The 25,059-nt window shown below is 74.0% G+C and carries 24 protein-coding genes and 1 pseudogene; 15 read left to right on the top strand and 10 right to left on the bottom strand.

Going from position 1 to position 25,059, the window contains the following annotated elements:
- Positions 1-143 precede the first annotated feature (143 nt).
- Positions 144-2,246 carry a glycosyltransferase family 4 protein gene (locus ACFYNX_RS00685; protein WP_388656099.1) on the top strand — a complete coding sequence of 701 codons (2,103 nt, stop codon included), beginning with the start codon at positions 144-146 and terminating at the stop codon, positions 2,244-2,246.
- A 131-nt stretch (positions 2,247-2,377) separates the two neighbouring features.
- Complete coding sequence (locus tag ACFYNX_RS00680; RefSeq protein ID WP_388656096.1) at positions 2,378-2,980, top strand: DUF4383 domain-containing protein; 603 nt, start codon at positions 2,378-2,380, stop codon at positions 2,978-2,980.
- A 163-nt stretch (positions 2,981-3,143) separates the two neighbouring features.
- Here ACFYNX_RS00680 and ACFYNX_RS00675 read toward each other — a convergent pair whose 3' ends face one another.
- A complete protein-coding gene (locus ACFYNX_RS00675; protein ID WP_388656093.1) occupies positions 3,144-3,551 on the bottom strand; it encodes a lipocalin family protein in 408 nt (135 codons plus the stop codon).
- Positions 3,524-3,619, bottom strand: coding sequence for a lipocalin family protein (locus tag ACFYNX_RS00670; protein WP_365545615.1), 96 nt, complete (start codon positions 3,617-3,619; stop codon positions 3,524-3,526). The genes ACFYNX_RS00675 and ACFYNX_RS00670 overlap by 28 nt, the downstream gene beginning before the upstream one ends.
- 593 nt (positions 3,620-4,212) lie before the next feature.
- On the opposite strand from ACFYNX_RS00670, the gene ACFYNX_RS00665 reads away from it, so the two are divergent.
- The gene (locus tag ACFYNX_RS00665) at positions 4,213-4,701 is read left to right on the top strand and encodes a DUF1269 domain-containing protein (protein ID WP_365545618.1); all 489 of its coding nucleotides are present in this window, start codon (positions 4,213-4,215) and stop codon (positions 4,699-4,701) included.
- 263 nt (positions 4,702-4,964) lie between these two features.
- Here ACFYNX_RS00665 and ACFYNX_RS00660 read toward each other — a convergent pair whose 3' ends face one another.
- Together ACFYNX_RS00660 and ACFYNX_RS00655 are read right to left on the bottom strand one after the other, a co-directional pair.
- Entirely contained in the window at positions 4,965-5,303 is a 339-nt protein-coding gene (locus ACFYNX_RS00660; RefSeq protein WP_365545620.1) for a thioredoxin family protein, read from the bottom strand.
- A 99-nt stretch (positions 5,304-5,402) separates the two neighbouring features.
- Positions 5,403-6,341 carry a helix-turn-helix domain-containing protein gene (locus ACFYNX_RS00655; RefSeq protein ID WP_365545624.1) on the bottom strand — a complete coding sequence of 313 codons (939 nt, stop codon included), beginning with the start codon at positions 6,339-6,341 and terminating at the stop codon, positions 5,403-5,405.
- Between the two features lie 194 nt (positions 6,342-6,535).
- Here ACFYNX_RS00655 and ACFYNX_RS00650 point away from each other — a divergent pair, with 194 nt between their 5' ends.
- The 5 genes and pseudogenes from ACFYNX_RS00650 (at position 6,536) to ACFYNX_RS00630 (ending at position 8,840) form a co-directional block, all read left to right on the top strand.
- The gene (locus tag ACFYNX_RS00650; protein WP_365545627.1) at positions 6,536-7,225 is read left to right on the top strand and encodes a DJ-1/PfpI family protein; all 690 of its coding nucleotides are present in this window, start codon (positions 6,536-6,538) and stop codon (positions 7,223-7,225) included.
- Positions 7,226-7,314: 89 nt separating this feature from the next.
- Positions 7,315-7,632: a hypothetical protein gene (locus tag ACFYNX_RS00645; RefSeq protein WP_365545630.1), complete on the top strand. Its 318-nt coding sequence runs from the start codon at positions 7,315-7,317 to the stop codon at positions 7,630-7,632.
- Positions 7,629-8,096, top strand: coding sequence for a DUF2269 family protein (locus ACFYNX_RS00640; RefSeq protein WP_365545633.1), 468 nt, complete (start codon positions 7,629-7,631; stop codon positions 8,094-8,096). The genes ACFYNX_RS00645 and ACFYNX_RS00640 overlap by 4 nt, the downstream gene beginning before the upstream one ends.
- 22 nt (positions 8,097-8,118) lie before the next feature.
- Positions 8,119-8,289 (top strand): annotated as a pseudogene (locus ACFYNX_RS00635) (GNAT family N-acetyltransferase); the annotation flags it as partial.
- 41 nt (positions 8,290-8,330) lie between these two features.
- Positions 8,331-8,840, top strand: a complete 510-nt coding sequence (locus ACFYNX_RS00630; protein ID WP_388656086.1) for a MarR family winged helix-turn-helix transcriptional regulator — start codon at positions 8,331-8,333, stop codon at positions 8,838-8,840.
- Positions 8,841-8,868: 28 nt separating this feature from the next.
- Here the strand turns inward: ACFYNX_RS00630 and ACFYNX_RS00625 are convergent, their stop codons facing one another.
- The gene (locus ACFYNX_RS00625; protein WP_388656083.1) at positions 8,869-9,171 is read right to left on the bottom strand and encodes a hypothetical protein; all 303 of its coding nucleotides are present in this window, start codon (positions 9,169-9,171) and stop codon (positions 8,869-8,871) included.
- 260 nt (positions 9,172-9,431) lie between these two features.
- On the opposite strand from ACFYNX_RS00625, the gene ACFYNX_RS00620 reads away from it, so the two are divergent.
- The 6 genes from ACFYNX_RS00620 (at position 9,432) to ACFYNX_RS00595 (ending at position 17,644) form a co-directional block, all read left to right on the top strand.
- Positions 9,432-9,935, top strand: coding sequence for a hypothetical protein (locus tag ACFYNX_RS00620; RefSeq protein WP_365545642.1), 504 nt, complete (start codon positions 9,432-9,434; stop codon positions 9,933-9,935).
- Positions 9,905-11,329 carry a hypothetical protein gene (locus ACFYNX_RS00615; RefSeq protein ID WP_388657784.1) on the top strand — a complete coding sequence of 475 codons (1,425 nt, stop codon included), beginning with the start codon at positions 9,905-9,907 and terminating at the stop codon, positions 11,327-11,329. The genes ACFYNX_RS00620 and ACFYNX_RS00615 overlap by 31 nt, the downstream gene beginning before the upstream one ends.
- Positions 11,326-12,846, top strand: a complete 1,521-nt coding sequence (locus tag ACFYNX_RS00610) for a VWA domain-containing protein (protein ID WP_388656080.1) — start codon at positions 11,326-11,328, stop codon at positions 12,844-12,846. Before ACFYNX_RS00615 ends, ACFYNX_RS00610 begins: the two co-directional genes overlap by 4 nt.
- 20 nt (positions 12,847-12,866) lie before the next feature.
- Entirely contained in the window at positions 12,867-13,988 is a 1,122-nt protein-coding gene (locus ACFYNX_RS00605) for an AAA family ATPase (RefSeq protein WP_388656077.1), read from the top strand.
- Positions 13,985-17,032 (top strand): hypothetical protein, encoded by a 3,048-nt coding sequence (locus ACFYNX_RS00600; protein ID WP_388656074.1) that lies wholly within the window; start codon positions 13,985-13,987, stop codon positions 17,030-17,032. The genes ACFYNX_RS00605 and ACFYNX_RS00600 overlap by 4 nt, the downstream gene beginning before the upstream one ends.
- Before the next feature lie 102 nt (positions 17,033-17,134).
- Positions 17,135-17,644, top strand: a complete 510-nt coding sequence (locus ACFYNX_RS00595) for a hypothetical protein (RefSeq protein WP_388656072.1) — start codon at positions 17,135-17,137, stop codon at positions 17,642-17,644.
- A 25-nt stretch (positions 17,645-17,669) separates the two neighbouring features.
- Here the strand turns inward: ACFYNX_RS00595 and thpR are convergent, their stop codons facing one another.
- From thpR to ACFYNX_RS00570, 5 genes are all read right to left on the bottom strand, one after another.
- A complete protein-coding gene (gene thpR / locus ACFYNX_RS00590) occupies positions 17,670-18,218 on the bottom strand; it encodes an RNA 2',3'-cyclic phosphodiesterase (protein ID WP_388656069.1) in 549 nt (182 codons plus the stop codon).
- 243 nt (positions 18,219-18,461) lie between these two features.
- Complete coding sequence (locus ACFYNX_RS00585; RefSeq protein WP_365545661.1) at positions 18,462-18,671, bottom strand: ferredoxin; 210 nt, start codon at positions 18,669-18,671, stop codon at positions 18,462-18,464.
- A gap of 14 nt (positions 18,672-18,685) precedes the next feature.
- Positions 18,686-19,951: a cytochrome P450 gene (locus tag ACFYNX_RS00580; RefSeq protein WP_388656066.1), complete on the bottom strand. Its 1,266-nt coding sequence runs from the start codon at positions 19,949-19,951 to the stop codon at positions 18,686-18,688.
- 305 nt (positions 19,952-20,256) lie between these two features.
- Positions 20,257-21,687, bottom strand: a complete 1,431-nt coding sequence (locus ACFYNX_RS00575; protein WP_388656063.1) for a choice-of-anchor A family protein — start codon at positions 21,685-21,687, stop codon at positions 20,257-20,259.
- Between the two features lie 60 nt (positions 21,688-21,747).
- Entirely contained in the window at positions 21,748-22,644 is an 897-nt protein-coding gene (locus ACFYNX_RS00570) for a peptidoglycan-binding protein (protein WP_388656060.1), read from the bottom strand.
- 297 nt (positions 22,645-22,941) lie between these two features.
- Here ACFYNX_RS00570 and ligA point away from each other — a divergent pair, with 297 nt between their 5' ends.
- Positions 22,942-25,008: an NAD-dependent DNA ligase LigA gene (gene ligA / locus ACFYNX_RS00565; RefSeq protein WP_388656057.1), complete on the top strand. Its 2,067-nt coding sequence runs from the start codon at positions 22,942-22,944 to the stop codon at positions 25,006-25,008.
- The last annotated feature ends 51 nt before the right edge of the window (positions 25,009-25,059 follow it).

The raw sequence follows: 25,059 nt of genomic DNA, 5'->3' as shown, positions 1-25,059 counted from the left end.
GATCATCGGCCGGCGACCGCGCCGGGCTTCCGGTTCCGCACGGATTCCCCCGGTCGCGGGCCGGTCACGGCGCACCGTGCATCCGAGCGCCGCTCCGTTGGTGAAACACCGCAGGCAGACAGCCTTAGCCGAGGAGCCCTCCCATGGAACAACCTCCGTCCGTAGCCGCCGTGCGCGACGGCAGCCGCGCTCCGGGGGGAGCGCGGAAGGAGCACGACCCGTTCGTCGAGGCCAGGACGACCTACTGGAACCGTCTGCTCGGCGGAGGGAATCCGTGCGACTCGCACGGATTCGGTTCGTACCCCCGCAGCCTGCTGGAAGAACTGGTCGGAGCTGAGTACCGCCCCGACCACCGGGCGCGGGCCCGCTTCGGGGTGACGACGTCGGGGGACCTGGTCCTGGCCGGTCTGAGGCACCGGATCCGGACGGGAGAGGTGCCGGATCCGGACGAGTGCGTGCGGTTGCTCACCGGAAGCGAATCCGTGCGGGCCGTGCTGTTCGAGAGCTGGTCGGCCACCGTACGCCGTTACGGAGCAGCGTGGACCACCGCCGCCGTGCGTTCCGGGCTCCACGTGACGCGGGATCCGAACGCGGTGGCCTTCCTGCTCGACGCGGCGGCCGCGGCGGACCTGCGTCCCCTGCCGCCGCTGGAGCTGTTGCGGTTCGCGAGCGGGCACGGGCGACGCGTCGCGCACGCCGCCCGGCGCCTCCTCGCGACGTACGGCCACCGCCCGTCCCTCGCGACCGTTGGACATGACCCCGCCGACGCCTACGAGCGGCTCCTGCTGGACGCTTTGGAGCAGCTACCCCTCACGGGGACCGGGACCGCAGGGGGCCGGCCGGGCCTGTTCGTCGCCCAGTCCATGCTCATGGGCCGCTTCGACCGCCCCGGGGAAGGGCTCAGCGGGGGGCTGGGCGTTCTGCTCGGCTCGCTCGGCGACGCCCTCGCCCGCACCGACGGCATCGCCGCCGTCGTCACGATGGTCACGGCCTGCCGCCCGGAGCTGGAGGAGGACCCGACCCTGCTGCGCCGCCGGAGTTCCGGTCACTGGATCCTCAGGCTTCCCCTCGACAGCGACCGCCCCGTACGCCCCGAGGAGATGGGGCCGCACCGGGAAGCGCTCGCCTGGTGGGCGACCCGACTGCTGGGGGCACTGCCGCGCCCGGTCGACGTCCTGCACGTCCGCTACGCCGACGACGGCTCCCTCGCCCTGGCGGAATCCGCCCGCAGGGTCGGCGCGGCCCTCGTCTTCACGGCCACGCCCGACCCTCACCGTCAGATGGGCGAACGGCACGGCGCCCCCGACGCGGACCCCGGCCACGTGCGTCATGACCTGCACCGGGTGTTCCTCGCGGACCGCCTGGTCGAGCGGGCCGACCGGGTCGTGGGGATCGCCGGACGCGCCGGCGGGACGGACGAGCTGCTGCGGCACTTCCCCCAGCTCGCCGAACAGGTCGGCGGCACGACGCCCATCGCCCTACCGGAAGGCGTCGCCCCCTACCAGCCGCCGCCCGACGAGGAGCGGCGCCGCGAGCTGCTCCTCGGCGCGGTCGACGCGGTGGCGAGCGCCTGCGCGGACCGCGTGCCCACGGTGCTGCTGAACGTGGGTCGCCTCCATCCGATCAAGCAGCAGGACGTACTGGTCCGTGCCTGGGTGGAGTCCGGGTGCTACCGCGACTCGATCCTCGTGATCGTCGGCGGCAGCCCGCGGAGGGGGGACGCGGTGGAGCGCTCGATGCACGAACGGATCGAGGAGGCGGTCGCCTCCTGCCCGGAGGCCCGTCGACGCCTGCTCCTGCTGCCCGCCCTCCCCAACCCGGAAGTGCGGCTTCTCGAACGGGCCCTCGCCCTTCCGACACGGCCTCTCCGTGCCCGCTACGTCTGCTCCAGCGCGAAGGAGGAATTCGGCCTCGCCGTCCTGGAGGCCATGGAAGCCGGTCTGGTCACGGCGGGCCCCGTGAGGGGCGGCGTCCCGCACTACCTCGAGGACGGGGAGAACGGGCTGCTGATCGACACCTCCACTTCGCGGAGCCTCGGCCGCGGACTGGAACGCCTCCTGCGGATCGGTGACGAGGAAGCCGCCGTGATGGCCTCTCGTGCCCGGCGCCTCATCCGCACCACGTACTCGGCGGCTGCCATGGCCCGGGCGATGGCCGGACAGTACGCGGACGTGACGGGCGGAGAGGGCCGGTCGGACGAGGGCGGAACCGCGGTCCTGCCCTCCCGCATCCGCATCCCGTCGTGAACCGGAAGAAGCTGACAGGACCGGCGGAGGAGTTCCGGTGAAGCCCCCGCGCGTCGGGAACACCCGAAAGGCGGAGGGCACGACCTCATCGACCTGCCCACCCCTTCTCGCGAAGACGTGGGAGACCTGCCGTGAAACTCAGGGAAGAACTACCTGTCGACCACCGCCTCGCCACAGTGCACCGCGTCGGCGCCGCAACCTGTGGCGTCATCCTGATCGTCTTCGGTTGCCTCGGATTCGCGAGCGCCCTCGATTCCTTCGACACGTCCGGAGAGCGGATCGCGGGCATGACGAGCAACACCGCGCTCAGCGTCATCTCCGACGTCGTGGGCATCGCGCTGATCACCGGAGCCGTCGTGGGAGGAAACTTCGCCTCCACGCTCAACATGACCGTCGGGAGCCTGTTCGTGCTGAGCGGGTTCTATCACCCCTTCACGTTGGAGAAGCCAGCCAACTTCCTCGACTTCGGCATGACCAACGTGATGTTCAGTTTCTTGATCGGGCTGCTGGTCCTCATATTCGGGATGTACGGGCGGGTATCCGGCAGGCTGCCCCACGACAATCCCTGTTGGAAACGGCGCCATCCTCGCGAGGCGGCTCGGGAATCGATCGCCAGGCGACGCGAGGCATGCGTGGAAAAGGTCGTGACCACGCCTTCGGCCCGTCCAGGTCCGCTCGGATCCTCCGGCAGCGGAAGCGGTGGCGGAACGAGGAAGAGGCTTCCCGGCCGGTGAGGACGCGTCGGCCTGCGGTGCGGGGCCGCCGACCACGGGCACGCGACGCATGACCGTGCCCCGGGGGCGGTGGTCACCGGCCTCGGACGGCGAACCAGGAGGGCCGCGGCCGGCCCGAGGCGGCCAGGGCACTCCGCCGGTCACCGGCGACACCGGTGTCGACTCATGTAGGCGGGACGTCGCCGTCGTCCTGACGGGTCGCGCGGAAATCTCGGGTGTCCAGTCCCGCCCCACTCACGGCCGCGAGGACCGCAGCACTCTGGACACCGTCGAGACGGGGTGTCCGCGACAGGATGAAACCGGCGTCCCGGCTGTCGTTCGTCACGACCGCCCAGTCGTACTCCGTCCCGACTCCCGCGACGACGTAGTCGGTGTCGGAACCGTGCAGATGGCCTTCCCTATCGATGAGATTCGGCAGGAGCGACACGTTCAGGCGCGCTCCGGTCCCGTCCAGGGGCTTGGCCTCACCGCGAATGCTGCTCGTGGTGCCCAGCCACGTCGTGCAGCTGTTGACGACCGGGACGGCGCCCCGTCCGGTGGCCGCTAGACGGCCTTGGTGTTCTTGGCGCACTGGACCTCGAACAACCGGGGAACGGCGGCGATCTGGTACCAGGTGCCCGTGTAGCGCTCCAGATCCACGCCGCCGACGGGGCGCCCGCCCGGCCGATCGCCGCCGACGCGGTCGTCACGCCCGGAACCAGACCGACGAGCACACTCGCTCCGAGTGCGGCAACACCATTCCGAACGGTGACGCGTAGACGTGAAAGCATCGGAAACCGCTCTCGCACCGTTTTTGACTCCGACTCACGACAGCCACTTCGGTCCGCGCCCGGAGACCGGATGCGGTGTGCGCGAGGGCACCGGGGATTCCGTCCCGCAGGAGCCCCCCGGTCGGGGGGCGTACGAGCGGGTCGTCGGAGCAAGTGCCGAACCCGGGTGCGCCCGCCGACCGTGTCGCACGTCCTCATCCGCGACAGCGTCGCTACTGTCGTGCTGCAGATCCGCGTCCGAACGGACCGACGGTGCGGTGGCGGTGGAGCGGGGAAGCCCGGGAGCGCCCCGACCCGACCGCGTCTCCATGGCTCCCTGGTCCTCCGGTGCCTCTCCCGCGTCCGAAGCGAGGGCGGAGGCGCCGCGGCCTCCCACCTCACCCACCGACCCGACCGTCGGTCCGTACCCGCGCCCCGGCGTCGCCGCCACCGGCACGCATCCAGAACCGAAGGAGGCATCACTTGTCCGAACTGATCGTCATCGGTTACGACGAACCGGCCCGAGCTGTCCAGGCCTACCAGCAGGTTCGAGACCTGAGGGGCGACCTCGTCGTCGATCTCGTGGGCCTCGCCGCCGTGCACGTCGACGAGAAGGGCGAGGTTCACGTCGACACGGCTTCCAGCCCCGTCGGCCTCTCCGTCGCGTCGGGCGCGCTGTGGGGGTCCGTACTCGGACTGCTGTTCCTCGTTCCCGGCCTGGGTCTGCTCCTGGGCGGGACGATGGGCGGGTTGGTCGGCAGGCTCAACAAGAGCGGCGTCGACGCTCGGTTCCGCAGCCAGGTCAAGGACTTCCTCGCTCCCGGCGGATCCGCTGTCGTGCTCATGGCATCGGAGGTCGCGGAGGACAAGTTCGCCGCCGCGATGCAGCCCTATGGGGGAACCGTCCTCAAGACCTCACTCAGCGACGAGGACGAACGGGCGCTCGCGCACCACCTCTGCCACAGCGACTGAACCGCGCGGAGGGGACCGACTGCCGGCCCGCCCACCGGCCCCGGGGCGGCCGACGGCCTTCCGGGACCCGGATCCGAACGCGGAGGAACGGCCCTGCCGGATCACGGGCCCCGGGCACACTGCCATGCCGAAGGGACCGAGTGCGCCGCTCCTCCGGACATCCGCCAAGGCGAAGCAAGGCTTCGAGCATCCGGTGAAACCGGCCACCCCGCGGCGACGGAACCCCTGCCGCCGTCGCCGCACCGCGGGCGGACGCGGGGGTCTCAGAGGCGGTCGTCCAGGAGCCTCCGCAGTTCGGCGGTGGTCATGGGCCCGGCGCCGTGCGCGACCGCCTCCCCCTCCTCGACGAGGACGCAGGACGGCGCCCCGGTGACCTCGTACCGCTCGGTCGCGGCCGGACAACGCGCGATGTCGGCGCGGACGACCGTCAGACGGCCCGCGTACTCGTCGGCGACGCCGCCCACGACGAGGTCCATCGCCCGGCAGGCCTCGATCGCCTTGGGCCACGTCCCGATGAAGTACGCGAGGACCGGGACTCCGCTCATCCCGAGGACGAAGTCGAACTCCGCGTCCTCGCGGGGCCGGTGAACCCGCTTCGTCATGGAGGCTCCTGTCCTCGTGATCCGTCTTCTCGTCCCCATCATCCCCCGTGCGACGAGCTCGGACGTGCGACGTCCGAGGCGCCGGGCCGGCGGGTCCGCTCAGCCGAAAGCGCGCCGGTAGGTCTGCGGGCTGACGCCGGTGGTGCGTTTGAAGCGGTCCCGGAACGTGGTGGGCGAACCGAAGCCGACCTGGGCGCCGATGCGCTCCACCGAGTGCTCCGTGGTCTCCAGGAGGTGCTGTGCCCGGCGGATGCGGGCCCGGTGGAGCCACTGGAGCGGAGTGGTGCCGGTCTGGTCGCGGAACCGGCGGATCAGGGTCCGGGTGCTGGTGCCGGACCGCGCGGCGATGTCGGCCAGCGTGAGGTCGCGGGCCAGGTTCTCCCGCAGCCAGGCGAGCAGCGCCTCCAGTTCGGAGCCCCGGGGCGTGGGGGTGTGGTCGTGGACGATGAACTGCGCCTGCCCGCCCTCGCGTTCGAGGGGCATCACCGACAGGCGGGCGGCGTCGGCGGCGACCGCCGATCCGTAGTCCCGGCGGATCATGTGCAGGCACAGGTCCAGGCCCGCGGCCGCGCCGGCCGAGGTGAGGAACCGGCCGTTGTCGACGTAGAGGACGTCCGGGTCGACGTCGACCTCCGGGTGGAGGGCGGCCAGGAGCCCGGCCGCCTGCCAGTGGGTCGTGACCCGCAGCCCGTCGAGGAGGCCGGTGGCGGCCAGGGGGAAGGTCCCCACGCAGATGGAGGCGATCCGGGTGCCCTCGGCGGCGGCCGACCGCAGCGCGTCGCGCACGGCGGGGGAGAGCGGGACCGTGGGGTCGGCGACGCCCGGCACGACGACCGTGTCCGCGCCCCGGAGGCCCTCCAGGCCCCAGGGGGCGCGCAGGGCGAAGGCCCCGGCGTCGACCTCCTCGCGCTCGGCGCAGACCCGGACCCGGTAGCCGGGCCGCCCGTCGGGCAGGCGGGTCCGCGAGAAGACCTCGATCGGGGTGGACAGGTCGAACGGGATCACCCGGTCCAGCGCGAGAACGGCGACGGTGTGCATGGCCGGAACCTACCTCCTCGCCGTACGGCGATCTCAGGGTGACCTCCCGAAACCACCATGTCAGCGCGGTTTCGAGACCTCCGTGAGCCGCTGTCACTTTCCCGTTGGAACCTGTCACTCCTGCCACTGGGCGACCGGGCCGGCGGACGGTTGACTTCGACGCGACGCAATGAGACCGACCCCGAGGAACGCCCGTGCACATCCAGATCGTCCTGTTCGACGGTTTCGACCCGCTCGACGTCGTCGCCCCCTACGAGGTGCTCCACGCCGGCGGCACGGCATCGGGCGGCGCGCTGACCGTCGAGCTGGTCTCCGCCGAGGGCCCCCGCGAGGTGATCAGCGGCACTGGGGGACTGGTGCTGCGCGCCACCGGCCTCCTCGATCCTGAGCGGGCGGACACGATCCTCGTGCCCGGTGCCTCCGGCCGCGTGGGCGAGCCCGGCGAGCTTCCCGAGGAAGAGGCGGGCGCCGGCGAGTGGAAGCGGGACGCGTTCGTCCCGGTGCTGCTCGGCCGCACGCTGACCACCGAACTCCCCGCGCTCCTCGCGCGGGCGATGGACGACCCGGACGTCACGGTCGCCGCCGTCTGCGGCGGCTCCCTCGTCCTGGCCATGGCGGGCCTGCTGGAGGGACGCCACGCCACCACCCACCACCTGGGTCTCGACCTGCTGGACGCCACCGGCGCCCACGCGGTCCGCGCCCGTGTCGTCGACGACGGCGACCTGATCACCGGCGCCGGCGTCACCTCCGGGCTCGACCTGGGCCTGTACCTGCTCGAACGCGAACTGGGCCCCCGCGTCGCCCACGCCGTCGAGGAGCTGTTCGCCCACGAACGGCGCGGCACCGTCTGGCGCGCCCGGGGCCAGGTCCCCGCCGCCCTCTGAGCCTCCCCCCCCCCGCACCGCACCGCATCGCATCGCGCCACAGCAGACCGCACCGCACAGCCTGCCCGCACAGTCAGGAAGAACACCGCATGACCGTCGAAGGCACCTGGGACCTGTCCCTCTCCACCCCCCTCGGCAGGATGAAGGCCGTGCTCGAACTCCGCGAGCGGGACGCCGTCCTGACCGGGGTCGCCCACGGAGCCGGCGAGCGGGTACCGCTCGTCGACATCGCCCTCGACGGCGACCGGCTCACCTGGAAGCAGGCCGTCACCAAGCCCCTGCGGCTGAACCTGGCGTTCGACGTGACGGTCGACGGCGACGCCCTCCGGGGCACCTCCAAGGCAGGCCGCCTCCCGGCCTCGCAGGTCACCGGCGCGCGCCGGACCGCCCCGGAGGACCGGGCGTGACCAAGTTCCTGCTGTCCCTGCACGTCCTGGCCGCCCTCGTCGCCGTCGGCCCGGTCACCGTCGCCGCGAGCATGTTCCCCGCGACGCTGCGCCGCGCCCTCGGCGACCCCGCCGACGCCGACGCCCGGACGACCCTGCGGACCCTGCACCGCATCTGCCGGGTCTACGCCGGCGTCGGCGTCGCCGTCCCCCTCACCGGCTTCTTCACGGCCGGCAGCCTCGGCGTCCTCGGCGACGCCTGGCTGATCGCCTCGATCCTGCTGACCGCGGTCGCCGCCGGCGTCCTGGCCCTGCTCGTCCTGCCCGCCCAGGACGACGCGCTGACCGGAACGGCGGGTCCCACCACGCCGCCGACCCCCTCGAACCCGAGCCGACTGGCCGTGCACACCGGCGTCTTCAACCTGCTGTGGGCCACCGTCACCGTCCTGATGATCGTCCGCCCCGGCTCCACGACGGGAGCGTGACCACGGGCTCTCGCCACCCCCGGCCGCGGTCCTCGACGCCGCCGCGGCGACCGGACGCAAGCGGCTCCGGTCGACCGCCGGCACGTGGAACGGGCCGTCGCTCCGCGTCCTGGAGAAGCTCGGGTTCGAGCGGGCCCGCGTATCCACCGAGGAGAGCGGCGAAGTGGCCCGGCTCACCCGCACGTTGCCGTGAAGCGGGTGCCGTTCCGTGAACGGGAGGACAGCTTCGTGATCATGAAGCCGACGAGCGACAGCACCACCGACCAGGCACCGGCCGATCCGGCCGCCACGGAGGACGTGCTCGCCCGGCAATCCATCGATTACTGGAGCGGCCGCGCGCACGAGGCCGTGACCCGGCACCTGCGCGACGCCATGGCCCGGGTCGACGTCACCCAGCCCCAGTACTGGGTGCTCAACCGGGTGAACGGCGGGCCCGCGGCGCCGAGCCGTGAGGAGGTGACCGCCCAACTGGCCCCTCTGGCGGGCGGACCGCACGAGAGCTCCCGCACCGTCGACCAACTGCTCCACCGGGGCTGGCTGCGGACCGGCACCGGAGGGGAGCTGCACCTCACCGATGCCGGGGAGGCGGCCGGGTCCCGGCTGCGCGGCCTGGTCACCGCACTGCGCGCCGAGGTCCACCGGGGCATCGACGACGAGGAGTACGTGGCCGCGCTCAAGGTGCTGCGCACGGTGATCGCGAACGTCGAGGGAGCGGGGGAGCCCCAGGGGGCGGACACCCCCTAGCCACTCCGTCGCGCCCTCGACGCCGGCGTCAGGCCGAGAACGACCCCGCGCCGCCCGGCACACGGGTTCCGTATCCGGGCTGGACGGTCAGCGAGGGCCCGAGACAGAACGGGTTGCCGTAGACCTTCACCGGCTTGTCGGTCCGGTTCGTCAGCACGTGCGCGACCGTGGGCAGCCGCTGACAGCCGGCCGGGTCGCGGTAGACGTCCAGCGGCTGCGCCTCGGTCGAGAAGACGACGACCTCACCGACGGCGTCGGCCGGGGCGGGCGCGGCCGTGCCCAGCATCGAACCCGCCGCGACCAGGGAGATCAGCACTGCTCGTACGCGCATGGTCATCCCCACTGTGAACCGTCCCGCCTCGGTGCGGGACCGCTCCACAGGTATCGCGCGGCCGTGCGCGGGATCCCGGCCCACTCGCCGGGTTTCACCCTCCAGGCGTAGGAACGCCCTCGGTCCGGCGGCCCCCTCCGGGCGTCCGGAGCCTCGTTCGAAACCGTGTCCGAAGCCGTTGTCAGTGGCCGGGGATAGGTTCGTCGACGTTCCGCCGGTCGGGCGTGAACACCCCCTTCGACGTGCATGGGAGAGGTACGTTGCCGGTCTGGGAGAGGTCGAGTACGGCGCGGGTGGTACCGCCCGCGCGACCGCGGAAACTCGCCAAGGTGCCGTTCGTCGAGCTGGCCGACGGACGGTTGCAGGGCGTCGTGTCCAGCGGCTCCGACACGGGACGCGTGTACGTGTCCTCCGTCGCCGCCGGGACGTACGCGTTCGCGTGCAGCACCAACAACAACCGCCCCTGCGGCGGCGCGCGCGGCGGCTTCTGCAACCACATCCGCGCGCTCGTCGGCGAGGCCGTCCTCCAGTACGGCGCCGGGCGCGTCGCCCGCTACCTGAAGGCCGACGCGCCCGGTACGGAGCCCGACGCCCCCGCGCTCGTGGCGGCGATGACCGCCGCGCGGCCCGCGCAGGGCGACACCTCGGCCGCCGCCCCGGTGTTCAGCCGGTTCCTGCGGCACCTGGCCTACCTCGAACTGGAGCCGACCACCCTGCCGGTGCCCGAGCTGCACTGGTTCCCGCCGACGAGGGCGGTGGCCTGATGCGCACGGACCTGCTCGCCGATCCCCTCGACGGCCTCGACGCGGCCCTGGACGCCGTCGACGCCTTCGACCGGGTGCTCGTCGCCGGACTGCTCCGCCCCGGGCCCGAACAGGCCGACGGACTCGCCGCCCTGGTGGACGCCGTCGCCGGGACACCACTGGCCGCACGGGTCGCCGAGGCGGCCGACAGGGCCGCGGCCGGTGCCGCCGGCGAGGACCACTCCGTCGCGCTCGCCGCCGCCCGCACCGCCCTCATGGGCTCCGTGCACGACGCCCTGACGGCCCGCGTCGCGGACGTCACCGGCCGGCCGGCCGCCGAGCCGACGGCCCCGCCGGCCACGGGGGAGGAACCCGCCGCGCACGTGCTCGCCGCCGCCCGCGCCTGGCTGTGCGACCTCGCCCGCGCCGGCTGGCGGGGCATCGACCACGACCTCGTCGGCGGCGCCGCGCCCGTCGTCTCCGCCCTGCTCCCGGTCCCGGCGCTGCGCCGGCAGGCCACGCTCCTCGACGGATTCGCGGCCGAACTCGCCGCCTCCTGCCCGGGATCCACCCTGGAACGCGTCCCGGTCCGCCGCTGGGCCGACCTGTGGTCGCGCGCCCTGCTCCTCACCCTGCCCGGCGCCGGCCGCACCGCCGCCGTCTCCACCGCGACCGGCCGCCTCCTGCCGCTCGGCGTCGACCTCCAGGAGCACGCCACCGCCGTCCAGGCCCAGGTCCACGCCGTGTTCGAGCCCGCCGACGGCACGGCACCCCGCCTCGTCCGGGCCGCGGTGTCCGCGCCCAAGCCGGACACCGTCGTCGGCGCCGGCCTGTGGCAACTGCTCCGGCCCCGCATGTCGCTGCTCGCCGCCGCGGGCGAGGGCCGTTCCGTGGAGCTGGACGCCATGCCCGTCACCGCCGAGGGCGACCTGCTCTGGGACGACGGGCGGGCCCGTACGGGAGAGCCCGCCGACCCCTTCGCCACGGCCCGGGTGATCCTCTCCGCCGCCGCCGACCCGGTGACGGCCCCGCTGGACCGCCACCCGTCCCGCATCGCCGTGCCCCTCCTCCTGGAGGGGTACGCGACGGAGCGGGCGGACGACGGCGCGCTCGCCCTCACGGTCGCGGGCCACCGGCTGGCCGTCGACACCGACCGGATCCCGGCCGCCGGACCGCTCACCCCGGAGGCGGTCGCCGCGTCCGGCGCGTGCCTGGGACTGCTCCGCTGGGACGCGGGGGAGTTCGTCCTCCAGCCGCTCGCCGTCGAGACGACCGTCCGGAAGAAGACCGCCGCCGTCCACGCGGGCGCGTGGGCCGGGGGCACCACCGACAAGGCCGGGGCCCGCGCGGAGAAGGCGGCCACGGACGCGGTCGCCGTCCTGCGCGAACGAGCCGGAAAGCTGCTGCGCACATGACCGATCCCACCACCCCGGCATCCACCGGTACGGCGCCCACGCCCATGGCCACGGCCCCGGCATCCGCCGCTCCGGCACCCACGGCCTCAACACCCGCCGTCCCCGCGCCCACCGCGCCGCGGACCGTGGGCCCCGCCGGTACGGAACCCGTCCCCGCGCCCACCGCGCCGCGGACCGTGGGCCCCGCCGGTACGGAACCCGTCCCCGACCCCGACGACAACCGTCGCCAGGTCCTCTACTGGCGTTTCCTCGCCCGGCTCTTCGACCCCGAGGAGCAGGCCTCCCTGGAGTCGGCGAGCCTCGCCGTCGTCGAGGACGTCGGCCTGCCGCCGGCCCTGCTCGACCCGGCCGCCTCCGTCGACTCCGTCGTCCAGCGCCACCCGGAGCTGGCCGGCGAGTTCGACGGCCTGATGACCCCGGAGGCCGAACCGGACGGGGCGCGCGACCGGGCCGCCGAGGTCCGGCGGGCCGCCCTCGCCTCGAAGCTGCTGCTCAACGTCTTCTCCACCGGCTCGGGCGCCGTGTCCGCCGGGCAGTTGGCCCGGTGGCAGTCGGACGCCGGGTGGCTGGAGCGCGCCCTCGGCCGCCCGCCCGGGGAACGGGGGGCCGGTGCGCCCGCCGACGGCGGCCTCGGGACCGAACTCGGCGACATCGAGGCCGGCCTCGTGAGCCGCATGCGTCTGCGCGAGGTCCTCGCCGACCCGGAGCTGGCCGCCCGGCTCACCCCCAGCATGTCCCTGATCGAGCAGTTGCTCCGCGACAAGGGCAACCTCTCCGGCGTCGCCCTCGCCAACGCCAAGTCCCTCATCCGGCGCTACGTCGACGGGGTCGCCGAAGTCCTGCGCACCCAGGTGGAGAAGGCCACCGCCGGCGAGCTCGACCGCTCGGTCCCGCCCAAGCGGGTCTTCCGCAACCTGGACCTCGACCGCACCATCTGGAAGAACCTCACCAACTGGAGCCCGGAGGAGGAACGGCTCCACGTCGACCGCCTCCACTACCGGCACACGACCCGCAGGACCACGCCCCAGCGGCTGATCGTGGTCGTGGACCAGTCCGGTTCCATGGTCGACTCGATGGTCAACTGCACCGTCCTCGCCTCGATCTTCGCCGGGCTCCCCAAGGTGGACGTCCACCTCGTCGCGTACGACACCCGCGCGATCGACCTCACCCCCTGGGTGCGCGACCCGTTCGACGTGCTCCTGCGCACCAACCTCGGCGGCGGCAACGACGGGCCCGTGGCGATGGCCATGGCCCGGCCGAAGATCGCCGAACCGAAGAACACCGTCATGGTCTGGATCTCCGACTTCTACGAGTTCGACCGCTCGCAGCCGCTGTTCGAGGGCATCGAGGCGGTCCACCGCTCCGGCGTGCGGTTCCTCCCCGTCGGCTCGGTGACCAGCTCGGGACGGCAGGAGGTCAACCCCTGGTTCCGGGAGCGCTTCAAGGCCCTCGGCACCCCGGTGATCTCCGGCCGCGTCGACAAGCTCGTGCACGAACTCAAGACCTTCCTCACCTGAGAACCCGAAAGGCCCCTCGCATGTCCGACCTGCTCCGCGCTCCCGCCGAGATCAAGTACGCCGAGGAACTCGACTGGCTGGAGTCGATCGACGACGCCCCCAAGCCGTTCTCCTGGCGCCTGTCCCCGAAGATGGTCCGCCTGTTCGTCCTGGGCTCCGAGCGCGCCGACGGCCTGGACCGGGAGGTGACGCAGAAGTGGTTCGGCGACCGCAGCTTCGTCGAGCGCTCCATCGTCACCCTCGCCTCCGACCGCGGCCTCCTCCTCATCGGCGACCCCGGCACCGGAAAGAGCTGGCTCGCGGAACTCCTCGCGGCCGCCATCAGCCGCAACTCCACGCAGGTGGTCCAGGGCACGGCCGGCACCACCGAGGACCACGTCAAGTACTCCTGGAACGTCTCCATGGTCATCGCCAAGGGGCAGTCCCGCGAGTCGATGATCCCCTCGCCGATCATGACCGCCATGGAGACCGGCACCATCGGCCGCTTCGAGGAGCTGACCCGCTCCACCAGCGACGTCCAGGACGCCCTGATCTCGATCCTCTCCGAGAAGTACGTCTCCGTCCCCGAACTCGACGGCGCCGACGGCGGGAACATCGTCTTCGCCAAGCCCGGCTTCTCGGTCATCGCCACCGCCAACAGCCGCGACCGGGGCGTCAACGACCTCTCGTCCGCGCTCAAGCGGCGGTTCAACTTCGTCCGCATCCCGGTCGTGACGAACAGGAGGAGCGAGGCCGAGATCGTCCGCTTCCGCACCGAGGAACTGCTGCGCCGGCACCGGATCGAGCTGGACGTGCCGCCCACCCTCCTCGACGTCCTCCTCCAGAGCTTCGCCGACCTGCGCGCCTCCGCCGCCGCGGCCGGCAACGACGACGAGAAGCTGGAGTCCGCGCTCTCCACCGCCGAGCAGATCGGCGTCCTGGAGGACTCGATCCTGCACGGCACCTTCTTCGGCGAGCGCGCCCTGACCGCCCGCACCCTCGCGGCCTCGCTCGTCGGCACCCTCGCCCGCCGCGAGCCCGAGGACCTCGCCATCCTCAACAAGTACCTGCACGGCGTCGTCGAGCCCCGGGGCAAGGAGGAGGGCGGCCCCTGGCCCGAGTTCCTGGAGGGCGGTCGCGAAGCGATCGCGAAGCTGGCATGAGCACGGCCCCCGAGACCCGCGCGGCACCCGCCGGGACGACCTCCGAGACCTACGCGGCCTCCACCACCGGGACGGCCGCCACCCCGACGGCCGTCCCCCCGTCCTTCGCCGCCCTGCGCGGTCAACTGCACACCGCCGCCGAGGAGTTCGCCGGAGGACCGGACGCTCTGGAGGGCATCCTCCTCGGCATGGTCGACGACGTCGACCGGGCGGTCCGCGAACCGCTGGAGATCTTCCCCGTCTGCCACCACTCGCCCGCCTCCGCCCTCGCCATGGCCCGCAGGCTGCGCGAGAAGCGGCCCAAGGTCGTGTACCTGGAGCTGTGCGAGGACATGGCCCCGCTCCTGACCGAACTGCGCACCTGCCGGCTGCCGGTCGCGGTGCAGGCCTTCGCGAGCGACATCGACGGCTTCCCGTCCGACTGGGCCCCGCTGTCCGTCGTCGCCCCGATCACGGAGGCCTCCGCCGAGTACCAGGCCGTCGCGTACGCCCTCGGCACCCCCGGCGTGGAACTCGTCCTCGTCGACCGCTCCTCCGACCACGTCTTCCAGTGGGACGCCCGCCGCCCGGCCGGCGACGACCAGGAGGAGGGGACCGGCGAGGACGGGGCCGCGCTGCACGGCGAGGCCGTCGGCGTCGAGATCGGCGACCTGCGCCCGCGCTTCGCCGAGCTGGAGGAGCACCTCCTGCGCCACGGCAAGGTGCGGCACTGGTCGGAGTGGTGGCACCAGTACGTCGAAGTACCGCTCGGCGACGGCGACCACGACACCTACCGCCAGGTCATGTTCCTCATCGGCAGCCTCTTCCGGCGGCTCGCCCCCGGTGACGGGGACCGCCTCCGCGTCGACGAGGACCGCGAGCGGTACATGTGGACCCGGATGCGCGAGCACCTGGCCGCGACCGGCACCGACCCGGCGGACTGCCTCTACGTCTGCGGCGCCTTCCACGCCGCCAGTCGCGTCGAGGAGTTCGGCGTGCACGGCGCCGACGGCTTCGCGATCTCCCCGCGCACCGCCACGACCTGGCAGTACGGTCTGATCCCGTCCAGCCACGCGGCCATCGAGACGCAGTTCGGCCTCGCTACCGGGTCCGTGTCGATCGCCGCCGCGCAGTGGACGAAGAACCTCGCGCGCACCCGCGTGCAGCCGTACCGCCTGGAGGGACAGGCCGGGACGAGGAAGGGCTCCGCGAAGACTCCCGCGAAAACCCCCGCGGAGGCCCTCGCCGACAAGACGGCGGCCCCCGTCGCGATCCCGGACCAGGATCCGGGTCCGGACCCGGGCCCGGATCCCGCCGGGGACAGGCTCTCCGGCTTCCTCCGGCGGCCGCCCGTCCTCGACACCCTGGACGAGGCCGAACTCCTCGGCTGGTCCGTGGACGTCGTCCGCGCCGCCCGCCGCAGCGGCTACCTCGCCTCCACCGCCGACGCCATCGCCGTCTTCGAGACCTCGATCCTGCTCGCGGGGATGCGGGACCGGGCCAAGCCCACCCCGTACGACTTCCAGGACGCGGCGGTCACCTGCATCGAGAAGGACGCCGTCCCCGGGCGGCGGGACGTCCGCAGGATCGTCGAGATCATGATGGGCGGCGACCGGATCGGACAGGTCGGCTACGAGGCGCTGCCGCCCCTCGCCCGCGACGTGCACGACCGGCTCGCACCGCTGGAACCGGACCTCCAGCAGCGCGGCGTACGACGGGCCCTGCTCGACATGACCTCCCGGCCGGAACTGCGGGCCTGCTCCGACGTGCTGTGGATGCTGCGCCGTCTGCTCCCGGCGGGTGCGGCCCGCCCCGTCATGGGAGAACGGCGGCTGGGCGAGCGGTCCGTCCAGGAGTCCTGGGACCTCGCGCTCGGCACCCACCAACGGGCCCTCATCGAACTGGGTTACGAGGGCGTCAGTCTCGAACAGGTCCTTGAGCAGCGCCTGCGCCGCACCGCCCACGGGCCGCGGGTGACGACGGCGGGGGTCCTCGCGGCCGTCGAGGACGCCACCCTGTACCTCGGCGGCCGTCGGCTCGCCGACGAGCTGGGCACGCGCGCCCTGGAGGTCCTCGCGGGCGAGCGGACCGTGGACGGGGCGCCGGAGGTGCTGCGCCGGGTGCGCGGCCTCCTCGCGTACTACCGCACCGCCGAACCGGTGCTGCCCCCGTGGATCGAGTCCTTCGTCCGCACCGGCTACGCGCACTACTGCACGCTGCTGCCCACGACCTTCCAGGACGAGGACGCCACCACGGGGCAGGTGGCGGCCATGCTGGGCTTCCTCTTCGGCATGGAGGGGCTGGCCCTGTCCCTGGGCTGCGACAGGACCCAGTTGGAACTGGCCGTCGCCCAGTCGCGCCCGAAGGACCCGGCGAAGACGGCGCTGCTCTGGGCGGCGCGGGTGCGGCTCGGCACGCTCTCCCGGGAGGAGCTGCGGGCCCGCTGTGACGAACTGCTCGCCAGCCCCCTGGTCGTGCCCTCCTACCCGCGCTACCTCAGCGGTTTCGTGCACGCCCTCGAACCGGTGCCCGGGCTCGCGGACGTCGTGGTGGAGGCCGTGTCGAACGCCTTCGGACGGCTGCCGGACGCCGTCCTGCTGCCCTGGCTGCCGGTCCTCGTCACGACCCTCCGCGCGAACGCCGGGGACCTCGCCCCGCTGCTCGTCCGCGAGGCGGGACGGACCTTCCCGGCCCGGCTCGCCGACCTGGACGCCTGGATCCCGCCGTGGCGCCGGCCCCCGGCCGCGCCCCGCGCCGCCCGCCCCGGCCCGGCGTCCGCCGCCCTGCGCGGCGTCGCGCTCCTGCCCGCCCACCCGGCGACCTGCGACGCGCTCGCGGAACTCCTGGGCTGCACGGAGGAGTGGGCCCCGGCCGGCGGACCGCCCCCGGGCACGGCCGGTGCGGCGCTCCTGTCCGCGCACCCGGACACCTGCGACGCGCCGGCGCGGCTCCTGGGCTGCGACGAGCCCTGGGCCCCGGCCGACGCGGTCCTCCGCCCGCCGTCCCTGACGGACCGCCACCCGGCCACCGCCCACGCGGTCGCGGCCCTCCTCGCGGAGCGGTGACCTCCGGGCCGGCCCCGTCCACCCACGGGGCCGGTTCACTCGTCACGGTGATACGGGCCGCGCCGCCTCCCCGTCCCGTACGGGCTCGGGCAGCGTGGCCCCATGCACGCCCGCCGCACCCCGTACCTCCTGATCGCCGCGCTCCTCACGAGCGGCTGCGTGGCCGTCCCGCACGGCCCCGCCCCGGGCCCGCCGGACCGCCCCGCCGCCCTCGCCCCGGCCGCCGAACGACCCCCTTCGCCGCTGCCGACCTGGCCGGATCCCCCGCAGGGAACCCCGCGCGAGGCGCTCGTCACCACGGAACCCCGGACCGAACCCGCCCGAACGCCGTCCTCCCGCCGGCCGGCGGCGGAGAAGAGCGGTACGGGAGCCGTCTCCCGTACCCCGAGGACGACGAAGAAGCGGGAAACGACCGAGAAGAAGGAGACGAAGAAGAACCGGACGCGGGCCGCCCCCCGCCCCTCGAAGAAGAAGCAACCCCTCCGGACCCGCCATCACCCGTCCACCACCACCGCCGGGCAGCCCGAACTGCGCCGGCTCTGCCGTCAGGCCCAGCGGATCGACGCCCCGATGGGCGCGGCCGGCCTCTGCCGCCAGATGTACGGCCGTTGAGCGCACGCCTCCGGGAGGACGGGCTTCAGGCCCCGCGGAAGGGCCAGGACTCGATGTCGCGGTAGCGGATCGGTCCCGGGCCGCGCCCGAAGTCGCTGCCGACCAGGTGCAGCCGCCCGGCCCGCCACCGGCGCCCGGTGAACCCGGCGAGTCCGGCGGCGGCCTCGACCACGGAGGCGGTGTCGTTGCGGCGGGCGCGGGCCAGCGTCAGGTGCGGGCGCAACGGCCGGGCCTCGAAGGGGATCCCGCACTCCCCGACCACGGCGCGCACCTCGGCCGCGAGCCCGTGCAGCCCCTCCAGGTCCCCGTCGATCCCGCTCCACAGCACCCGGTCGTCGAAGTGCCCGCCGCCGCGCAGCGCCAGCTCGACCGGCCGGTGCGAGGCCGCGAGGTCCGCGAGCGGCGGCCGGAGGAGCGGAACGGTCGCGACCGGGAGCTCACCGAGGAACGCCAGCGTGACGTGCCAGTCCTCGATGCGGTTCCACCGCATGCGCGGGTACGCCGCGTAGGCCGGGGCCAGCGCGTCGGCCAGCTCGTCCTTCGCGTCGTCGGGCGGCGCGAGCGCGATGAACACGCGTGCGGTCGCGGACCGCGCCCGTACGTTCCCGCCGGTCCCACCGGGCTCGCCGACCCCGCCGGTCCCACCGGGCTCGCCGGACGCACCAGATCCACCGGGTCCGGACCCCTCGCCCATGTTCCGTTCCCCGCTCACCGTTCGCCGTGCCGCTCCGAGGCGAGGGTACGCGGCCGGCGCGCCACGACCGGCACCGGCCCCGGCACCGGCCCCGGGGGCCCGGCCGGGGCGCGGCCCGCGGGCTCACGTCCCCGGGTCACCGCCGGAGCCGTCGAGGGTGATCGCCTGTACGGGGCAGGCGCGGGCGGCCTCGCGGACCAGCGTCCCGCGGCCGTCCTCCCGGCCCGGCACGACCGTCCCGAACCCGTCGTCGTCCTGGGTGAAGACGTCCGGCGAGGTCAGGGCGCACTGCCCGGCGCCGATGCAGACGTCCCCGTCGATCGAGACATGCACGCGTGTCGCCCCCTTCACCAGGTCACGGGGAGTTCGAGCATCCCCTGGATCGTGTCGCCCGGCTTGAAGGGGACCTCCTCGGCGGGGACGGCGAGCCGCAGCCCCGGCAGCCGGCGCAGGAGCGTCCCGAGCGCGATCTCCAGCTCCGCGCGGGCCAGGTTCTGCCCCAGGCACTGGTGGATGCCGAAGCCGAACGCCACGTGGTGGCGGGCCGGGCGCTCCCAGTCGAGGACGTCCGGGTCGCCGTAGGCGGCGGCGTCCCGGTTGATGACGGACGTCGAGAACACCACGCCCTCGCCCGCCCGGATCACCGTCCCGGCGACGTCGATGTCCTCGCGGGCGACCCGCAACAGCCCGTCCGCGATGGACAGGAACCGCAGCAGCTCCTCCACGGCGGTGGGCACGAGCCCGGGATCGGCCCGCAGCTCGGCGAGGCGTTCCGGGTGGCGCAGCAGCGTGAACGTGCCGAGGGAGATCATGTTCGCCGTGGTCTCGTGCCCCGCGACGAGGAGGATCGTGGCGAGCTGCACCAGCTCCTGCCGGTCGGGCCCGCCGTCCCCGGCCGCCGCGCGCGCCACCAGGTCGTCGAGGACGCCCTCGCCGGGCTCCCTCCGCTTCCGGTCGAGCAGGTCGCCGAGGTAGCCCTCCAGCCGGGCGAGCGCGTCCTCGGTGTCCGCGCCCGTCGGCCCGCGCAGCAGCCGCCGCGACTGCTCCTCGAAGAAGTCGTGGTCCGCGTACGGCACGCCGAGCAGGTCGCAGATGACGATCGACGGCACCGGCAGCGCGAACGCGCTCACCAGCTCGGCCGGCGGCCCCTGGGCCTCCATCGCGTCGAGCAGCCGGTCCACGGTCTCCTGGATGCGGGGCCGCAGGCGCTCGGCGCGCTTGAGGGTGAAGCTCGGGATCAGCATCCGGCGCTGGACGTTGTGCTCGGGGTCGTCCCAGCCGAGCAGCGCCGCGCGCCGCCGCCTGCGCAGGCCCGCCACCCGCTCGGTCGGCAGCGGGAAGTCGTCCCGCGTGGAGTCGGTCGACAGGCGCTGGTCCGCGAGCAGCGCCCGGGCGGTCGCGTGCCCGGAGACGAGCCACACCTCCCGCCCGTCCCAGAGGGTCACCCGCGACAGCGGGCCCCCGTCGTCGACGCGGGGGTAGGCGGCGGGCGGGTGGTAGGGACAGGTACGGCTCTGGGGGAACGCCACGGGCTGCGTCGCGGGCTGCGGCACGGGCTGTGCCGGGGGCTCCGCCCCGGACCGTGTCTCGGAGCGTGTCACGGGTTGCGTCATGGGGGCCTCGCTAGGGGCGAATCGGTGGCTCTGACGTCGCTTCCGTCACCACTACATGCCTCAGGCACCTATCCGGTCTACGCACAGTTCGGCCAATCCACCGGAATGGCCCCGTACCTTCCGTCTTCCCCGTGTCCCTGCGGGTTCGCGGCGCTCGAACGGGGGCGGGAGGCGTCCGATCGGTCGGTGGAAACCCCGCCTGACCCGATGTCAGGAGTGGCCGGTAATCCGCCCCGCCGTGCCTCCCGGGTCCCGGTCCGCCCGTCCCGGAGGGGATCTCCCCTCCGGGACGGGCGGGTCCGGGATCAGTGCCGGCCGGGGGTCCGGCGGCGGCGGGTGAGCACCAGGATCACGGCGCCGGCGGCGGCGAGGACTCCGGCGGCCACCGCGTACGGGGTGAACTGCGCCCCGGTGGTCGCGAGCGAGCCGTCACCGTCGTCGGTCGCGGACGGCGAGGGCGCCGTCGTGCCGGGTGCGGCGGGGGCGGAGGTGTCCTCCGCGGGCGGCGCGGAGGGCTCGGAGATTCCCGGGGCCGTCGTCTCCGGGGCGCCGGGAGCGGTGCCCCCGCCGGTGGGAGGCGTGGTGGAGGGCGCCGGGCCGGAGGGCTCGGTCCCGGGCCGTGTCGGCGTCGGCGCGGGCGTGGTGCCCGGACCGTCCGGCGTCGGCTTGCAGCCGAAGGTCGAAGAGCCGTTCCACGGGTAGTTGTGGGCCTCGTTGCCCGATCCGTGGGTCCGCAGGTCGCCGCCGACGTAGACGCGGCCGTTCGTGCCGGCCGTCAGGTCCGCGGACGCCCTGGGGGCGAGGATCGAGCCCATGAAGTTTCCGCCGCCGCCGAGGGTGATCGACGGGGACGCCTCGAAGTTGTAGAGGATCCGGGACGCGGCCTCGCCGAAGTGCGCGGAGGCGTAGGCGTCCACGCGGTCGCCGTTGAAGCCGACGGACAGGGGCGAGAGGGCGACCGGGTGGCCGCCCGTCACGTTCACCACGACCGGGGCGCTTCCGGGGATCGACCGGAAGTCGAAGGAGGAGGCCCCGTCGAGCTTCTCGGCGGAGATCTCGAACACCTGCGGGCTGCTGGAGCCGCCGCCCTCGAAGGTGACGGTGTCGCCCGAGCGCACGCTCGTGCCGGTGGGCTCCAGCGCCCCCAGGGACGTCGATTCGCCCCGTACGGTGTCGCCGAAGGTGTCGTACGGGGTGAGGGCGCCCCGCGCGCCCAGACCCGAGGAGCGGCTGCCGCCGTTCGTCTCCAGCTCGCCCTTCTCGTCGATCTTCCCGCCGACGCGGACGGCGCCGCCGTAGCGGGGGCCGGCCGTGAGGCCGTGGCCGACGTCGACCCGCGTGCCCCCGGCGATCGTCAGGTCCCCGCCGACGGAGAGCATGACCGCTCCGGAGTCCGGCAGGATGCCCGAACCGGCGCCGACGCGGCCCACGTTGAAGGTGCCGCCGGACGCCTTGGCGAAGGTGGCGTCGCCGCCGACGACGAGCAGGCCCTCGGCCTCGGCGGTCGCGCCGTCGGCGGTGTAGTTGCCGCCGGCGTAGAGGGCGACGTTGGCGTCGAGGAACCGCGGCTCGTGACCGATGCCGGGCTCCGCCCCGGGGGCCGGACAGGTCCGGGCGGCCCCCGGGGCGGGGGTGAAGGGCGCGGCCGGGGCGTTGCCCGCGGTGGTGAGGCCGAGGACGAGCCCGACGGCCACGGCGCTGCTCAGCCGCGTGCGCGCTCTTCCGGTGTTGCTCATGTGCGTGAACCTTTCCGATGTCCTGTGAGGAGTACGAGGGAGGGGGAGGGACAGGGGGTCTCAGTCGGTCTCGGCCCGCAGGACGGCGCGGGTGAGCGGACCGTAGGCGCCGTTCTCCTGGGGGATGTTCCGCGCCACCTGGTAGCGGCGCAGGGCCGCCTCCACGGACTCGCCGAAGACCCCGTCGGCGGGGCCGGGGTACAACTGGAGCTGCTGGAGCCGCCGCTGGAGGTCGACGACTTCGGGCCCGGTGCTTCCCCGCCCGACCTCACCCCGTCTTCCCTCGCCCCGCCCGTCCCCGTTCCGCCCGTCCTCGTCCCGGCCGGAGCGTGGGGGACGGTGGCGGTGCGAGGACGAAGGGCTGGGCGTCGGGACGGTCGCGGCGGCCTGAGAGGCCGTGACGGCGGGGGAGGCCGTGGACGGGGCGGAGACGGGGGTGGTGCCGGGGGTCGGGGCCCCGGACGCCGAGGGGGTCGTCGGGGACGGGACGGACGGCGTCGTCCGCGCGGTGCCCGTCCCGGAGGACGGGGGCGCGTCGGAGGCGGCGCGCCGGACGGGGGGCGGGGCGGGCGTGACGAGGCCGGGGAGCGAGACGGACGGGTGCGACGCCGGTACGGAGTCGGGCCCGGCGGAGAGCCACACCGCCACCGCGGCGCCGAGCCCCGCGGACAGGGCGCCCGCGAGCATCAGGGGGAGCGGCATGGACCGCCACGCGGGAGCCGCCGCGCGGGCGCGCCGGGTCCGCCGTGACGCGCGGGCGGGCCTCGCGGCCTGCGGTGACACCTTCGGCAGGGAGATGGTCGCGTCGAAGAGCTCGATGTCCTGTCCCCGCGCCCCCGTGCCGTCCCGGTCCGGTCCGGCGACCTTCCCGAAGACGCGGTCGCCCCGGTGTTCCGCGCCCGTTGCTTCACGAGTGACGGACGTGACCGGTGTGGTCGGGGCAGCCCTGTTGCGCATCAAGTGCTCCAGAAGAGGGGAAGCCGGGGGAGGTGTGGCGAAGCCGTGGAGATATTGACCGTCGTTCAAAGCAAGCGTCAACTATTAATAGAACAGGGCAAATTGGGCTTTCCGAGACCTTGTTTCTTAAAGGACTTTTAACGCGTGACGCAGGTCACACGGGAAAGCGGTGCCGGAGACGCCTCCGGGCCGGGTGACGCAAGCCGATCCGGCGGCGAGGAGGGCGAGGGTCTCGTCGTGGTTCAGCCCGTCAACTCGGTCCGGGGCGTTGTCAGACCCATGGGCAAGGATGCTCCCATGACGAACGTTTCCGCCGTTGAGGCGTCTTTCAGCATGTCCGGCCGCGCCGAGTACGAGGCGGCCGTCCAGCGTCTGCGCGACGCCTCCCGCGCCTATTACGGCGCGGGCTACGGCCTCATGGACGACACCGCGTACGACCGGCTGCGCCTGGCGGTGCTGAACTGGGAGGCGGAGCACCCCGACGAGACCGCACCGGACTCGCCCACGGACCAGGTCGCCGACGGCGCCGCCCCCGCCGGCGACGTCGCCCACACCTCGCGCCTCCTCAGCCTCGACAACGTCTTCGCCCCCGAACAGCTCGTGGCCTGGGGCGCGTCGCTCCGCCGCCGCCTGGGACACGAACCGGCGGGCGGGTTCACCGTCGAGCCGAAGATGGACGGCGCGGCCGTCGCCGCCCGCTACCGCGACGGCCGGCTCGTGCAGATCGTCACGCGCGGCGACGGCACCCACGGCGAGGACGTCAGCCACGTCATCGGCACCGTCGTGGGCCTCCCCGAGCGGCTTCCCGTGTCCGCCACCTTCGAGGCCCGGGGCGAAGTCCTCTTCACCCAGGAGCAGTTCGAGGCGGCGAACGAGACGCGCGCCGCGCACGGCGCCGCCGTCTTCGCCAATCCCCGCAACGGCACGGCCGGCACGCTGCGGGCGAAGGACCGCCCGTACCGGCTCGCCATGACCTTCTGGGCGTACGGCGCCGTCGAACTGGACGGCGTGCCCTTCCTCCCCGTTGGAACCGGCCATGCCGAGACCCTCGCCGCCGTCGCGCGGGCCGGGGTGCGGACCACGGCGGACACCCCGGCCGGGCTGCACGTGGTCGCCACGCTCGACGAGGCGCAGGAGAGGATCGACGCGATCGCCGCGCTGCGGGCGAGCCTGCCGTTCGGCATCGACGGCGTCGTCGTCAAGGCCGACAGCGCCACCGAACAGGCGACGGCCGGCTTCGGCACCCGCTTCCCCCACTGGGCCGTCGCCTACAAGCTCCCCGCCGTCGAACGGCAGACCGTCCTCCGGGACGTGTTCTGGGAGGTCGGCCGCACGGGCGTGCTCGCCCCCACCGCGGTGCTCGCCCCGGTGGAGCTCGACGGCTCCACGGTCACCCGCGCCACCCTCCACAACCCGGCCGACATCCTCCGCCGCGACCTCCACATCGGCGACACCGTGACCGTCCACAAGGCCGGCGACATCATCCCCCGCGTCCGGGCCGCCGTCGTCGAGCTCCGCCCGCGCGACGCCGTCCCCGTCCCGCTGCCCCACGAGTGCCCCCACTGCGGCGGCGCGATCGACAGGAGCCAGGAGCGGTGGCGCTGCGCGAAGGGCACCGCCTGCGCGCTCGCCCCGCTCATCGAGTACGCCGCCGGGCGCGACATCCTCGACATCGACGGCCTCGGCAGGAAGTACGTCGACGCGCTGATCGCCTCCGGAGACGTCGGTGACGTCGCCGACCTGTTCACCCTCACCGAGGAGCAGCTCACCACCGCCTCCGGCAGCGCCAAGCGCGGCGCCAGACTGGCCGAGCAGATCCGCCTCGCCAAGGCCCGCCCGCTGAGCCGCGTCTTCTGCGCCCTCGGCATCCCCGGCACCGGCCGCAGCATGTCCCGGCGCATCGCCGCCCACTTCGGCACGATGGAGGCCATCCGCACGGCCGACGCCGACACCCTCCAGGACGTCGAGGGCATAGGCCCGGAGAAGGCCCCGGTCGTCGTCGGGCAGGTCGCCGCGCTCGCCCCCGTCATCGACAAGCTGATCGCGGCCGGCGTCACCATGACCGAGCCGCGGCCGGAGCGGGCGGAGGGCGCCGTCGAGGGGCCGCTGAGCGGGAGGACCGTCGTCGTGACCGGGAAGATGACCGGCCCCCTGGAGGGCTGGGGACGCTCCGGGATGGGCGCCCTCATCGAGAAGGCCGGCGGCCGCATGGGCAGCGGGGTCAACTCCCGGACCGCCTTCCTGGTCGCCGCCCCGACGGCCGGCGGCAAGCCCGGCTCCAAGGCGGTCAAGGCGCAGGAGGCGGGCGTCGAGGTCCTCACCCCGGAGGACTTCGCGGTCCTGGTCGCCGACTACCTGGAGTAGGCCCGGGGGCCGCCCCTCCCCGCGCACGTCACTCGCCGTGCGGGCGGCCCG

This window comes from Streptomyces sp. NPDC007872, from assembly GCF_042868165.1.
In the GTDB taxonomy this organism is placed as follows: domain Bacteria; phylum Actinomycetota; class Actinomycetes; order Streptomycetales; family Streptomycetaceae; genus Streptomyces.
Note: the sequence above shows the minus strand (reverse complement) of the source record. Positions and strands in the feature narration are given on the sequence as shown.